This window comes from uncultured Devosia sp., from assembly GCF_913055165.1.
GTDB lineage: Bacteria > Pseudomonadota > Alphaproteobacteria > Rhizobiales > Devosiaceae > Devosia.
Window position 1 is genome coordinate 1 of the sequence record NZ_CAJXJS010000028.1, and the last position, 12,932, is coordinate 12,932.

General features: G+C 57.6%; 11 protein-coding genes and 1 tRNA gene. 6 read left to right on the plus strand and 6 right to left on the minus strand.

Features of this window, described 5'->3' with window-relative positions:
- From QZ564_RS10685 to QZ564_RS10695, 3 genes are all read right to left on the minus strand, one after another.
- The coding region (locus QZ564_RS10685; protein ID WP_363311982.1) for a (2Fe-2S)-binding protein at positions 1-290 on the minus strand (290 nt) is incomplete at its 3' end.
- A gap of 63 nt (positions 291-353) precedes the next feature.
- Positions 354-1,088 carry a DUF599 domain-containing protein gene (locus tag QZ564_RS10690; RefSeq protein ID WP_297109119.1) on the minus strand — a complete coding sequence of 245 codons (735 nt, stop codon included), beginning with the start codon at positions 1,086-1,088 and terminating at the stop codon, positions 354-356.
- 111 nt (positions 1,089-1,199) lie between these two features.
- Entirely contained in the window at positions 1,200-2,237 is a 1,038-nt protein-coding gene (locus QZ564_RS10695; protein ID WP_297109123.1) for an aldo/keto reductase, read from the minus strand.
- Positions 2,238-2,478: 241 nt separating this feature from the next.
- Here QZ564_RS10695 and QZ564_RS10700 point away from each other — a divergent pair.
- A tRNA-Met gene (locus tag QZ564_RS10700) sits at positions 2,479-2,555 on the plus strand.
- On the opposite strand, the gene QZ564_RS10705 is transcribed toward QZ564_RS10700, so the two are convergent.
- On the minus strand, positions 2,512-4,263 hold the full coding sequence (locus QZ564_RS10705) for a recombinase family protein (RefSeq protein ID WP_363311994.1): 1,752 nt from the start codon (positions 4,261-4,263) through the stop codon (positions 2,512-2,514). The genes QZ564_RS10700 and QZ564_RS10705 overlap by 44 nt on opposite strands.
- A gap of 448 nt (positions 4,264-4,711) precedes the next feature.
- On the opposite strand from QZ564_RS10705, the gene QZ564_RS10710 reads away from it, so the two are divergent.
- Together QZ564_RS10710 and QZ564_RS10715 are read left to right on the plus strand one after the other, a co-directional pair.
- Positions 4,712-5,341: a hypothetical protein gene (locus tag QZ564_RS10710; RefSeq protein WP_297109125.1), complete on the plus strand. Its 630-nt coding sequence runs from the start codon at positions 4,712-4,714 to the stop codon at positions 5,339-5,341.
- Positions 5,342-5,609: 268 nt separating this feature from the next.
- Entirely contained in the window at positions 5,610-5,858 is a 249-nt protein-coding gene (locus QZ564_RS10715) for a hypothetical protein (RefSeq protein ID WP_297109129.1), read from the plus strand.
- Between the two features lie 322 nt (positions 5,859-6,180).
- Here QZ564_RS10715 and QZ564_RS10720 read toward each other — a convergent pair whose 3' ends face one another.
- Together QZ564_RS10720 and QZ564_RS10725 are read right to left on the minus strand one after the other, a co-directional pair.
- Positions 6,181-7,548, minus strand: a complete 1,368-nt coding sequence (locus QZ564_RS10720) for a hypothetical protein (RefSeq protein ID WP_297109132.1) — start codon at positions 7,546-7,548, stop codon at positions 6,181-6,183.
- On the minus strand, positions 7,548-9,710 hold the full coding sequence (locus tag QZ564_RS10725) for an ATP-binding protein (protein ID WP_297109134.1): 2,163 nt from the start codon (positions 9,708-9,710) through the stop codon (positions 7,548-7,550). Before QZ564_RS10725 ends, QZ564_RS10720 begins: the two co-directional genes overlap by 1 nt.
- 209 nt (positions 9,711-9,919) lie before the next feature.
- On the opposite strand from QZ564_RS10725, the gene dcm reads away from it, so the two are divergent.
- The 3 genes from dcm to QZ564_RS10740 are packed head-to-tail and all read left to right on the plus strand — an operon-like array spanning position 9,920 to position 12,919.
- Positions 9,920-11,227, plus strand: a complete 1,308-nt coding sequence (gene dcm, locus QZ564_RS10730) for a DNA (cytosine-5-)-methyltransferase (RefSeq protein ID WP_297109138.1) — start codon at positions 9,920-9,922, stop codon at positions 11,225-11,227.
- Positions 11,220-11,693 carry a very short patch repair endonuclease gene (locus QZ564_RS10735; protein ID WP_297109141.1) on the plus strand — a complete coding sequence of 158 codons (474 nt, stop codon included), beginning with the start codon at positions 11,220-11,222 and terminating at the stop codon, positions 11,691-11,693. Before dcm ends, QZ564_RS10735 begins: the two co-directional genes overlap by 8 nt.
- Complete coding sequence (locus tag QZ564_RS10740; RefSeq protein WP_297109145.1) at positions 11,690-12,919, plus strand: type II restriction endonuclease; 1,230 nt, start codon at positions 11,690-11,692, stop codon at positions 12,917-12,919. The genes QZ564_RS10735 and QZ564_RS10740 overlap by 4 nt, the downstream gene beginning before the upstream one ends.
- Positions 12,920-12,932 lie beyond the last annotated feature (13 nt).

A 12,932-nucleotide genomic window follows, 5' to 3' on the forward strand; every position in this document is an offset into this window, starting at 1 on the left:
CTTCGCCTTTCACGACGTACTCCGTTCCGTTGCTTTTTGAGCTTTTCCAGCCCCGACTGGAGTTCGACCAGTTCGGCCGGCTGATGGGCTTGCTGTGCATGATAATTTTCGGTGACGCGGACGATAATGTCCACCACATTCGGCACACAGCCCGAGCATTTCGCGCGACGGTTGAGCTCGGCGTAGACCTTGGCGGGAACGACAAGCTGCCAGGGATCGGCCCTGAGGAGGTCGAGCACGATGTCCTCGATCTCCCTCGAGGTGATCATATTGCACTGGCAGACAAGCATGGCGGGGCCATATCAGGTTCTCAACGGGCGGGAATAAACCGCTGCCATTGTTGAATGTCAACGTCATAAATTGCCGCGGGGCGGATCAGTCCGGTCACGATTGACGGCGGCGCCGGGGTTCTGCCGCAGCCGCGCGGCAATCACGGCAGCCGAGGCAGCAGTGCGGTGGGCCGAGGAAAAGAACTCCCGATGGGCCAGCACCAGTACGGTGACCAGGCAGACCGCAACGGCCAGCCACTCGGAAACGAACCAGGCGACGGTGGAAACAGAAAAATAGTAGGCGCGGATGCCGGAATTGAAATTGCGGGCGCCCAGCCCGTTCATCTGGGTGATGGCGTCGATTTCCTCATCGGTGGTGACCCGGTCATGATCGAGGGCACCGAGCATGATGCAGAAGTGGTTGAACTGGCGGAGCGACAGGGTGAAGGCGAAGAAGGCCAGGACGAACATGGCCAGCATGACGCCAAGGTGGATCTGCACATCGAGCACGGAATAGGTGCGCTCCAGCGAGAGGGATTCGAGCGCTTCCATCAGCGTGGTGAGTTGGCCAAAAACCGCGAAGACCGCCAGCACCAGCAGCACCGAGGTGGAGGCCAGAAAGCTCACCGAGCCCATGATATTGCCCGAGAGAATGGCATCGAACGGGCTTTCGCGGCGCGTGGCATTGGCCACCCAGCGGCGGCGCTGCATGTTCATGATGACCGAGAGGGACGGGCGGGCCCGCTCGATCAGCGGCACGATGATGTTATAGGCCAGATAGGCCAGGAGCGGGAAAACCGAGGTGAAGAGGGTGGTCAAGGGGCGCGCTCCGGCAGTGGGCTTGTCGGGGCCGACTATAGCGCTGCCGGAGGGGCGCACCAGTCCCGGGTCCAAGAAAATGGGCCGGACAGGCCGGCCCATTTTGCCCGCTCAGATCGGGCGCGGGAAGCGGCGATAGGTGGCGTCGATATCGGCCAGGACGTCGTCGGAGAGGACCAGATCGACGGCGCCGAGCACCTGGGCCAGTTGTTCGGTGCTGGTGGCGCCGATGATAGTCGAGGTCATGAAGGGGCGGGTGCGGCAGAAGGCGATGGCCATCTGCACCGGGTCGAGCCCGTGGCGCGCGGCGACCTCATGATAGGCGTGGGTGGCGGCATCGGAATGTTCGTTCAGGCGCCAGAAGCCCTTCTGGTAATCCTTGCGGCTGCCCTTGGGGGTGGCGCCATTGAAATATTTGCCGCTCAACATGCCGCCGGCCAGGGGCGAATAGGCAAGCAGGCCCACGTCCTCGTGATGGCTCAATTCGGCCAGGTCATGATCGAACAGGCGGCGCAGGAGATTGTATTCATTCTGCACCGAGACCAGGCGCGGCAGGCCGCTTTCCTCGGCGATGCGCAGCCATTTGGCGATGCCCCAGGTGGTCTCGTTGGACACGCCGACATGGCGGATCTTGCCCTCGCGGACGAGATTACCCAGGGTTTCGAGCATGTCGGTGAGGTTGGCCAGGACATCGGCCGTGTCCTGGCGGTGCGGCTGGTAGCGCCAGTAGTTCTCGAAATGGTAGTGGCCGCGGCTGGCCCAGTGGATCTGGTAGAGGTCGACATAGTCGGTCTTGAGGCGTTTGAGGCTGGCGTCCAGCGCTTCGCGAATGGATGGGCCGTCGGCGCGGCGCCCGCCGCGCAGGAAGCTCGAGCCGCCGCCGCCAATCTTGCTGGCGAGGACCCATTTGTCGCGGTCCTTATGCTGGGCAAACCAATTGCCGATGATTTCCTCGGTGCGTCCGCTGGTCTGCGGGCTGCCGGGCACGGCGTAGAGCTCGGCGGTGTCCATGAAATTGATGCCGGCATCACGCGCCATGGCGATCTGGGCATGGCCCTCGGCCTCGGTGTTCTGGCTGCCCCAAGTCATGGTGCCCAGGCAAATATCGGTGACCGAAACCTCTGTGCGGCCGAGTTTTTTCATCTTCATGCGTGCGGATTCCCTGAGCCGGTGTGGTGATTTGGCCGGACCCTAGACCAGCCCGGCCTGGTATGGAAGTCGATCAGCGGCAAATGCCGATGAAAGGGTTTTCCACAGGGTGGGCAGGCGATTGGGGCGCGTTTGTGCAGCGGGTTCAAAAAACCGTCACGGAATGACCAAGAGGGGTTGAGGTCTGCGGTTTCACCCCCTATATAGCCGTCACACCGCGCCGCAAGGCAGCGCTGTTTGACGCGGGATGGAGCAGCCCGGTAGCTCGTCAGGCTCATAACCTGAAGGTCGCAGGTTCAAATCCTGCTCCCGCAACCAGCTTAGCTTGCATGATGGGGTGGTCGTTTCTGCCAGTGGCAGAACGGCCCCCCGCAAGCGACCCGGAAGCCGCCAAGGCATTTTCATTCGCTCGGGAAACCGGGCGTTTTGCTTTTTGGGTGTTCTTCATCGAACCCTTCTCCTTTCGTGTTTCAATATTGCCGGTGCTGGCAATCTGCAGAATGCCAGCAAGGTCGCCATGAAGGTCGACCACCAGTTCGTGCGTCGCCGAATCAAACGTCAGCTCGATGTGGTCGATCAGTGACCGCAGGATGTGGGCGGCCTCACTGCGGTGTTCTTCCTGGTTGAGTGACCGCACGAGCTTCGTGACCTCGTTGGCATAGTGACGCCCCATGTTCGGATGGAACAGGATCGGAGCCTCCTTAGAGTCAGCGATCAGGGCTTCCAGTTCTTCCTGACGTGCCGCCAGCAAGTTGACCTTGTCCTTCACCTTCTTGGGGTCGAGGCCATTACCAATGGCGTCGAGCATCTTGTCGATATGCTGTTCGTTGCGCTCGTATTCCGCACGGTAACCGTTCAGCGCCGCGTTGTGCTCTGCCCGCAGGCGGTTCATGTGGGCCGTGTACTCATCGCAGAAGACCCGGCAGCGTTCGGGCTCCATCAGGCGAGAGCGAAGAGCCTTCAGGACACGCTCCTCGAGATGGCCGACATGTATGGACTTGCGATTGTCGCAGGTTCCCTTGTTGCGTGCCGTCGAGCAGCCGATGTGCTGCGCGGAAATCTTGGAGTAGCCACCACCGCAGTGCCCGCACTTGCAAAGTCCGGACAGGAGCCGCTTCGGGCGCTGCTTCTGCCAGAACTGCGGCTTTTCATCGAGTTCGCGCTGGTAGGACTTAACCTGATCCCACAGTTCCTGCGGAACGATGCGCAGCTCGGGAATTTCGGTGATGACCCATTCGGATTCCGGATTGGGTCTGGCCTCGCGCTTGCCGGTGTCGGGATGCTTCAGGAAACGCTGCCGGTTCCATATCTGGCGACCGATATAAAGTTCATTGTTGAGGATGCCGTTGCCGCGTCGACGATTGCCGTTGATCGTCGAATGGCCCCATGCGTCACCAGTCGGAGCAGGGATGCCGTCACGATTGAGGTCCTGTGCAATCCGCTTGGCTGACTTTCCGGCAACAAAGTCCCGGAAGATACGGACGATGACCGCTGCCTGCTCTTCATTGATGGCGCGGTCTCCACGGATGGGTTCGCCCTTTTCATCCAGCTTGCGTACGACGTCATAGCCATAGCACTTGCCGCCGGCGCTCTTGCCGGCAAGCGCACGCCCCTCAAGGCCGCGATGCGTCTTCTGGGCAAGGTCCTTCAGGAAGATCGCGCCCATCGTGCCCTTGAGGCCGATATGCAGTTCGCCGATTTCACCTTCGACCAGCGTGACCAGTCGCATGTCCGCGTGGCGAATGCGTTTGTAGATGTGCGCGATGTCTTCCTGGTCACGACTGAGGCGGTCGAGGGATTCTGCAAGAACGACGTCGACCTGCCGTTCGCGGATGGCTTCCATCAGTTGCTGGACGCCCGGACGCAGGATCATTGTAGAGCCGGTAATGGCACGGTCGGTATAGGCCTTGGCGATTTCCCAGCCATGGGCAATGGCGTGATCGCGACAAAGTCGCAGCTGGTCGTCCACTGAGTGTTCGGACTGCTTGTCCGTTGACATACGCGCGTAAAACGAAACTCTGGTCATGTGTCCCCCTTTTGCGGCCGACTGGCGTCAGGAGACCGGCTGGCCTCCAGCGCTTCGCGGAAATCACGTTCGGCGGCAATTCGGGCAAGAAGACGAACGAGATCATCCACTCCGTGTGGTACATCATGGCGGGTCGGCCCGTTCGCATTGCCGTGGTCTTCTCGACCCGCTGTTCTGTCCATCTTGCACTTCCGTTCTTCGCTTCGGCGTCCTTCCTGCGCGTTGTTTCACACAGGAAGATATTCCTATAAACTCAAGAGTGATGCAAGTTTTTTCTGCCGGTATTCAGAAATCGACTGATTTGCGCGATCTCATGCTCCGGAATGTGCGGCGAGAAAGACCGGATCGCCAGAGTGCGTGCGGATGGTCATTACAAGCAAACAGCGTTGCCTGGTCTCGATCCGGTCTTCTATGTTGCTGATATCGCGACGAAACCGGACGCCGATGGATGGCGGAACTTTCCAAAAAGCCGAGAGCAAAGCGCGCGTCGCGACCGCTGGTTCACGCTGCCAAAATCAGTGAGTACCGGTTTCGCAGGGTGCTCGGCCACTTTGTACGGGATAGCACTGCGGTGGATGCCGGTAGGGACGTCCGGCTCAGTACCAACAGCGTTGCCGCCATCTATCGCAAGTTGCGGGTCTTCTTCTTCGAGGTCGGTCTCTTCCTGGATTTCTACTGCGGTGAAGACCCGCTGATCTTCGAGAGCGACAACCCGGTCTTCGAAAAGGCGCTGCTGGAGTTTCACTTTGCGCGCCTGCGCCGCCATCACGGATTCAGGTCGCCCCTGTCAGAGCCGCCTTACCATTTTGCTGAAAGCTGCTGGCGGTATGACTTTCACATCATGATGAACGAGCGCCCCGCCGACAGCGTGCACAGCATGATGGAACGCCATCTGCTCGAAGTCATCCGGCAGTGCGGGCCTATTGGTCTTCCACCCCGGAACCGGCGTGTGGGGATGGAAAGCGTCATGCGTCAGGCTGACGAACGGATCGACTGGATCAGACGCAACGCCCCCGGCTTCCGTGACGAGAATATCAGGGACCACCTGAGATCCATCAGGTCGATCAGCCCCGGTTAGTCGCTGGCGAATGATAGGGCACTTCGTTTCCGGCGCATCATTCACAACCTCCCGTTTCTCACGACCGAAACGCGCTCGGCTTCACATTGGGAGACTTGCTGCCGTGGTCGCGCCGTTCAACGCGGCTCGCTTCCGCGCCTTCGGCTTGTGCAGCTCCGCCCGCGAGGCACGCTGTGCGTGGCGTGTGACCGGACGCTTTTCCCACGACAGCGGACAGTCCCCATGAAGCCGGACGCGGTGTCCGGCATGAAGCAAAACGGAGACTGAAATGACTGAAGCAAGCACGAACGATAAAACCCGCCCCACTCATACCATCTACAAGGTACTCGGTGATGGCGACACGGCACGATGGATCAAGGTGGGCGTGGCTTTCCCGCACAGGGATCGCAAGGGGCTGGCGCTGATATTCGATGGTATCCCCGTCGATGGACGCATCGCCCTTCGCGCCAACCGCAAACCGGAGGAGGCACCAAAGCCGGAGCCCAAGCGTACCCGGAACTCCGAATTCACCCTGTGACGTACCAAAACTGATGCTGAAGAGCCCCGCTGTATCCGGCGGGGCTTTTTTTGTGCTGTTCGTTACGAGCGATGGAGATAGGGAACGAGGGAAACGGTCTTAGTAGATTCTGCGGGCATCGCTAGGTGGCTACGTTTGAGTTGCCAGCGGCTGTAAGAGTTGGAGGCAGGAAGGGAAGATTAGGGCCCTTGGCTGGGCCGGTGCATCAGCAGGTCAGGTATGGGTCAAAATCCTGAAGTCTGCAGGCCGCAAGATGTGTGTGGTAGTACCACACCACTTGGCAAGGGGGCCCGCTACGCGCCCCCGTTGCATCCCCCCGGTACTAGGAGAGTTCAACGATACCCGGTCGTGAGATGTAACGTGCAAAGGCCTGTGTGAGCATAGAAATCAACTCGTCCCGCATTCGGAACGCCACAGTCCAGTTGGCGGCTTCATCACGCGTTGCAGCCATAGTGCAATTTAAGATAGCGGTTATCTTGCCAGCCCGCTTATCAGGCCCAACCAGGAGAAGCGGAGAGTACCAAAGCTGCTCCCCGTCCTTAGTCTTTTTGCCCTGATGTAGCGTCGCGCCACCTGTCCTAAAACCATCATCGTTTGTGAAGGGCCACTCGATCGCGAGAGCATATAACAATGGTCCTTTGTTAGGCTGGGCGTGATCGCACGCGGCGCCGATCTGGATCAGCCGAAGGCGTATATTCGGCCACTCCTGTTCGGAAACGCCAAAGAACTTGTCGTCCATCAAAATGGCTTTTGAGAGCCCAAACTTCTGTTCAAGCGCGGCCTCGGCATCCTCGAACGGAAAATCCACGACAGCTCCAAGGTCGGTCGGTTTTGTCGGAACACTACCGGGGGACCGAGCGTGGGAAAGATGAATTGCCGTATTAACCGCGGCTTTCACCTGTATAGTGGCATTCTGATTTCCCGGATTAACAAGCGCATCTCTCCATTTGTCCCCTGCATTCGCCTCAGGGTCATGTTCAAGTATCCTGTCTGCAAGAATTGGCACCAAAACGCGATTGATTGCAGCACGGGGGTCATCCAGTGCCTTGTTTATCCCTGCACCCGCTTGAGAAAGCCGATAGAAAACCTTTCCCAACTCCTGCCCGAACCCGTCCGTAACACGCAGATTCTCCGGCACAAGATCAACAATTGATCGTAGCACTGCATCGGATGCCGCCATGACGTCAGTTTCCCATGAAAACAAAGCCTTCATCTGGGGGCTTTGCTCAAGCGCCGCCAGGATGTCGGCTTTCAGCTTTTCTGCGTTGTGCACGTTGCCATTAAGGTCGATGTAATCGCCTTTCTTGAGTTCCGCAAAAAATACCGGCATCAACAGCGGACTCACGACGGCCAGCCTTTCCTGTAGAAAAGCTTTTAGAGCGTCCATCTCTGGATCCTCTGCCCATAGAATAAGCCCGTACGGTCCGCTCTGCGGACTGATGAGCTTTTCAATCACCTCGGCGATGGCAGCAAACGCGCTCTGAGGTCCGCCTCCCATTGTCAATCCAGGGCGGAGGTTTTTGTCCATGAACAGGATACGGACGCCTGGAAGTCGTTCCCAATCGCCTATCGTTTCGACGTCGTAAAGTTTGGTGTGACAGTCCAGTCGAAGTTGATCCAATGCGGCTTTTATGCCCGAGAGATGTTCCTGCTTGTCATCAACGATCACAAAGCGCGAGCTTAGAAACATCATTGCCCTCCGGCGTTGCCAAAGCGCAGAGCAATAACCGCGCCATCGAATTCTGTCGGAACATCAACCTCGGACAAATCCGGAAACACCAGTGCGCCATCATTTAGTTCCATGACCATATTCGCATAGTAGAGGCCCATGCCCATGCCTTCGGGTCTGCGGGAATAGAATGGTCTCACAAGTTCAGACGGCGCGTCCATGAAACCAGGGCCGTTGTCGGCAACTATGATCGCAGGACCGTCAGGAAAATCCGGCTCGATACTGATGAATATTGCGCGCTGCCCTTCATTGTCCTCGCCTTCCGGCCAACGTGAGCGAAGCCAGAAAATCGCGTTATCTATCAGGTTGGTCAGTGCTCCCAGCGTCAGGCCAAAGGAGCATGAGACGGTCAATGATGGAAACGAGTCTTCAAGAGGGGGGCATTCCAGCCTGACGCCATGATGCCGAAACCTTATTAGGCTGAGGTCACGTGCGCGGCGTACAAGATTCCTAAGATCGACAGCCTTTCTATCCTTCTTCCTGAGCAGATCAGAAAAACCGTCCAGTAGACGCATCATTTCTCTTACCTGTTCAGTTACTCCTGCAAGTGCCGGGTCTGAACCCAGGTTGTTGTATAGAGAGCGGATCCCCTGTTCTATTTCATGAAACACGACGGCCAGACTAGTCCCAGAAATTCCAGCCGTAAGTAGTCGCTCCTTCATGGAGACATATTCATGCTCAATCCTGTCGAGTAACGGATCAATTTGCGCCGAAAGGTTCTTTTTCTGCGCAAGTGCCCTTATCTCGGCGACTGGCTCCATGATACTGCGAGTTTCTGGATCGTGGACATCGCCAAGCAGTTTTCGGATTTCCTTACGGTCAACCTCGCGCTCACGTTGCAATGGTTCAATAGCGCCAAGTACTACGCGGCGAAGGCGGGAGTAAGCGGCGTTCTCGACAAACCCCTCGCGGTTGGACTTTTCGACGAGATCAGTGCTACCTTCCTGCGATAACGAGATGTGTCCAACCACAATATTTCTGCTCAGGCCTTTCGTGGGATTGTTGACGCGCTTAAGGTCTAGGCCAAGCCAGTCATTGTGTTTTTCACCATAGTCATAAACCCGGATTCCGTCACGGTAGACCCGGATACCGCCGTTTTCGTCGAGAAAATCGCGGATCAGTTGCGTCTCCCCCATGCGGCTTGAAATTTTTGGCGAGAGGTCGAATACGTAGAACTCACCTGAAACCGGACCTACACCGCGAAGCGTTTCGCGATCGGCGATGACCTTCTTCAACGTAGTTCCCTCAACCTGGCCGCTGAATAGCGGGTCATCATCGTCTAGTTCCGGGGGCGGAATAAGCAGCCGACCTTTCTCCTGGATGATTTCGCGCGGTTCGCGCGCAATACCGGGAATTTTCCGAAAACTGTATGTGTAGCGAAACTCTTCGCCGTCAAAGCTGAACTCGAATTTCCATGGTGCGCGTTTGAGTATTTCTACCGGATCAGGCAGGCGATCGATCCATTGGGGGTAGTCGGGCACCTCAAGCACGGCAACGAAATCGTCCAGTGCTTCACTGCCAAAAGGTGATGAGATCGATGTCACCTGACGATAGAGCCGTCGAACTTCGCCACGAGTCCAAAATTTCTCACGAAGGTCTGTGACGGTAATTCTGGTACCCGTGGATTGTCCGGTGAAGATTTCTGGAGTGCGGGTCTGGATGTCGATGGCCGCATCCTCTAGAAATTCGTGGGAAATGATTTGATTCCAGTCGAGTGTGACAACCACCTCGTCGCGTCCTTGAGCGCGAGTCACCAGCTCAATATTGTTCCCAAGCTTGTGAACAGAAAGACGGCCAAGGCCCTTTGAACCTAGGGGCAGCCGCCCCTTTCGCGTGCGCTGCTGGAGGCGCAATTCGCGCTCTTTGTGATCGTGCGCAATCACAAGCCAGATATTCTCGATTGTTTCCAGGGACATGCCGCTGCCATCGTCCGTAACCTGGATGTATGGTGATGCAGAACCAATCCCGCCGAGTCGCACCTTCACATACGACGCATCCGCGTCGTAGGCGTTTTTGACCAGCTCAAATACGGCAAGTCTTGGGGTTCCAATAAGCTGGTCACCAAGGTGCTGGAGCAGTCTTGCTCGGGATTTGAAACTGTAGGTTTTTTCTTTGTCTTCCATGTGGGCATCAGGTTAGGACAAAAATCTCTCGCACGCCATCGGTTTTGCTTCTTGCGAGCTGAAACATTAGCAAAAACAAAATCTTGCTTGATGTAGTGGTCGTGCGGCTCCGTGTTCCAGAGGAGTATCTGCCAACCCGGGTCAGCAGAAATCCTTATTTTGGGCGACTGCCTGTTCTCTTCTTGTTCCGCAGGCTCGAATCTGACACCATGTCAGAAATCGACCCAGGGGGAATGATGTCCGAATTTTCTGAACTCCGGCAAAAAGCCGGGCTTTCCGTTGCGGAAGCGGCTGCACATCTCGGCTACACAGAGCGGCAGTGCTACCGCTTCGAAGCAGGAGACGGGGAGCCCCGCAAGGCAGCCATGGAAGTTCTGAAGCTGCTTGTTCCGGCGAAGCAGGAGAACAGGAAGTCCGAATTCACGTTCATTGACCTTTTCGCTGGAATTGGCGGTCTGCGTCGGGGCTTTGACGCCATTGGCGGCAAGTGCGTTTTCACAAGCGAATGGGACAAGTTCAGCCAGCAGACCTACCGTGCCAATTATCCCGAAGATGACCACGAGATTGCCGGGGACATCACGAAGATTGAAGCTGCGGACATACCGGCGCATGACGTTCTGCTCGCCGGGTTTCCATGCCAGCCGTTCTCACTGGCTGGCGTATCCAAGAAGAACTCCCTTGGTCGCGCGCATGGTTTCCAGTGCGAAATGCAGGGCACGTTGTTCTTTGATGTGGCGCGCATTCTCCAACACCACAGGCCAAAAGCGTTCCTCCTTGAGAACGTCAAGAATCTTAAGAGCCACGATAAAGGCCGCACGTTTGACGTGATCATGAAAACGCTCACTGAAGACCTTGGCTACAAGGTTCAGACGCGCATCGTTGATGCCCGGCACTGGGTGCCGCAGCATCGCGAGCGTATTTTCATTGTTGGTTTCCGCGAAGACAGCGGCTTTGATTTTGATGACCTGCCAGTCCCGGACAAGGCCTTCGCGCCGAAGCTTGCATCCATCCTGCATCCCGAGAATGGCTCGGAAGGGGATGATCCCCGCTTCCTTGAAGGGCCGAAGGGAAAAGTTCAGGCGCGCTATACGCTCTCCGATCATCTCTGGGGTTACCTCCAGGCTTATGCGGAAAAGCATCGGGCTGCAGGCAACGGCTTTGGCTTTGGTCTTGTCGGTCCCAATGACGTGGCCCGTACGCTTTCTGCGCGATACCACAAGGACGGCTCGGAAATCCTCATCAGCCAGAAGCGCAAGAACCCGCGCCGTCTGACGCCACGGGAATGTGCGCGCCTGATGGGGTTTGAACAGGTCGGTGACAAGCCGTTCAGCTTCGTGGTGTCCGATACGCAGGCCTATCGCCAGTTCGGAAACGCCGTTGTCGTGCCGGTCGTGGCAGCGATCGCGCGCCTTATGGAGCCCCATCTGGTGCAGAAGTCTTCTGGTGCCCCGGCCAAAAAGAAGGTCAGGGCGAGTGTTTCCGCGCAGGCTCAGGAAAAAGAGAGGGCCGTTGCCTGATATCGTTGACCAGGCAACGCGCAGCCGGATGATGTCCGGCATTCGTGGGAAAAACACGAAGCCGGAGCTCGTCATCCGCAAAGGTTTGCATGCAGCAGGATTCCGTTTCCGGCTGCATGCGAAGGATGTTCCAGGCAAGCCTGACATCGTGCTGCCACGCTACCGCGCGGCTATTCTGGTCCATGGCTGTTTCTGGCATGGCCACAACTGCCATCTGTTTCGCCTGCCGGGCACCAGACAGGAATTCTGGCAGCAGAAAATCGAAGGCAACAGGCAGAGGGATACCCGCGTTCGCGACCAGCTGGACGCCACAGGCTGGCGTCACATGACGGTGTGGGAATGTGCGTTTCGTGACAGGCGCGGGCCGGGAGCCGCAGCGGTCATTTCAGACCTCGCACAGTGGCTTCGCAATCCGGAATCAGGACATGGTGAAATCAGTTCGCTGACGCTGGGGGGCGCCGCATGAAACAGGGGGCATTGTCAGACCACTTCGTCGGTGTCGGCGCCAAGGTATTACGCGGCACGGAAGTAGACCCGCAGGTCTCACACGGACATGAACTGCAGGGTATTACCCGGTTCCGGAAGTTTCTTGGCGAGAACGCGCAGAACGATGTCTTACCGGTGACCTATGTCTGGCTAAGTGACGAGGAGCCGCCGGTATCCCTGCCACTTTCTGCGACCTGGTATGACAGTCGCAGGAACGATCCCAACCGCGCTGCCGAATACCGCTTCTACTATCCCGCAGAAGCCGAAGAAGTTGTCTATAGGGCGAGGGCAGGCGACACGCTGATCCTCTGCCAGCCTGTGTCCGGTCCATTGCTGGCGCTCTTCTGTCCACGGGACAGCTCCATCGAGCAGCAGCTTCTCTGGCTCTTCGGTCTGGAACATCCGGAAGGCAATCTCCTGCGCGCACGCGACCTGCGCGATGATCCCAGCGAGACCGTGGGCTATATCGCCCGGCAGATACTGGAATTCATCGGTGTCGAGGTTATTGCCACCGAAGAAAGCCTGCTTGAACTGATGCTGGCCCGCTTCGGCGAAGCCTTCCCGCCCACAAGAGAACTGTCTGCCTTCACATGGGAGCACGTCCAGGACATCGACGGACGCGATGACCCCGATGGGGCCATTGTGGCTCTGATGGATCTGGAAGAGCGACTGTTCATGACTCTCGAGCGTCACCTGGTCGGTAAACGCCTCGAGAACGGGTTCATGAGCGGTGGCAAGCCAGACGTAGATGAGTTTGTCCGGTTCTCCCTGTCCGTCCAGAACCGTCGCAAGTCACGGGCAGGCTGGGCATTTGGGAATCACGTTGAAGCCATCCTGAAATTGCACAATGTGCGCTTTTGTCGGGAAGCTACCACCGAGAAGAGAGCCGGCCCTGACTTCCTGTTTCCAGGCGAGGCCGAATACCATGATCCGGCGTGGCCGGACCTTCAGTTGACCATGCTTGCCGCAAAGACGTCATGCAAGGATCGCTGGCGGCAGGTTCTGGCCGAGGCCAATCGTATTCGCAACAAGCACCTGCTGACACTTGAACCCGGTATTTCCCTTGCCCAGACCGAGGAAATGCGCCGGGAGAACCTTCAGCTTGTGCTGCCCACTGGGCTGCATGCAACGTACCGGCCAGAACAGCAGACCCAGCTGATGGGATTTAGTACCTTCATCAATCTGGTCCGGGACCGGCAGGCATGATCGCCGATGAGCT

What these genes read in the sequence shown, in the direction of transcription:
- dcm (WP_297109138.1), top strand. Translation starts at nt 9,920, where the DNA reads ATGTCAGAAATCGACCCAGGGGGAATGATGTCCGAATTTTCTGAACTC.
- QZ564_RS10740 (WP_297109145.1), top strand. Translation starts at nt 11,690, where the DNA reads ATGAAACAGGGGGCATTGTCAGACCACTTCGTCGGTGTCGGCGCCAAG.
- QZ564_RS10725 (WP_297109134.1), bottom strand. Translation starts at nt 9,710, where the DNA reads ATGGAAGACAAAGAAAAAACCTACAGTTTCAAATCCCGAGCAAGACTG.
- QZ564_RS10705 (WP_363311994.1), bottom strand. Translation starts at nt 4,263, where the DNA reads ATGACCAGAGTTTCGTTTTACGCGCGTATGTCAACGGACAAGCAGTCC.
- QZ564_RS10710 (WP_297109125.1), top strand. Translation starts at nt 4,712, where the DNA reads ATGGCGGAACTTTCCAAAAAGCCGAGAGCAAAGCGCGCGTCGCGACCG.
- QZ564_RS10720 (WP_297109132.1), bottom strand. Translation starts at nt 7,548, where the DNA reads ATGTTTCTAAGCTCGCGCTTTGTGATCGTTGATGACAAGCAGGAACAT.
- QZ564_RS10695 (WP_297109123.1), bottom strand. Translation starts at nt 2,237, where the DNA reads ATGAAGATGAAAAAACTCGGCCGCACAGAGGTTTCGGTCACCGATATT.
- QZ564_RS10715 (WP_297109129.1), top strand. Translation starts at nt 5,610, where the DNA reads ATGACTGAAGCAAGCACGAACGATAAAACCCGCCCCACTCATACCATC.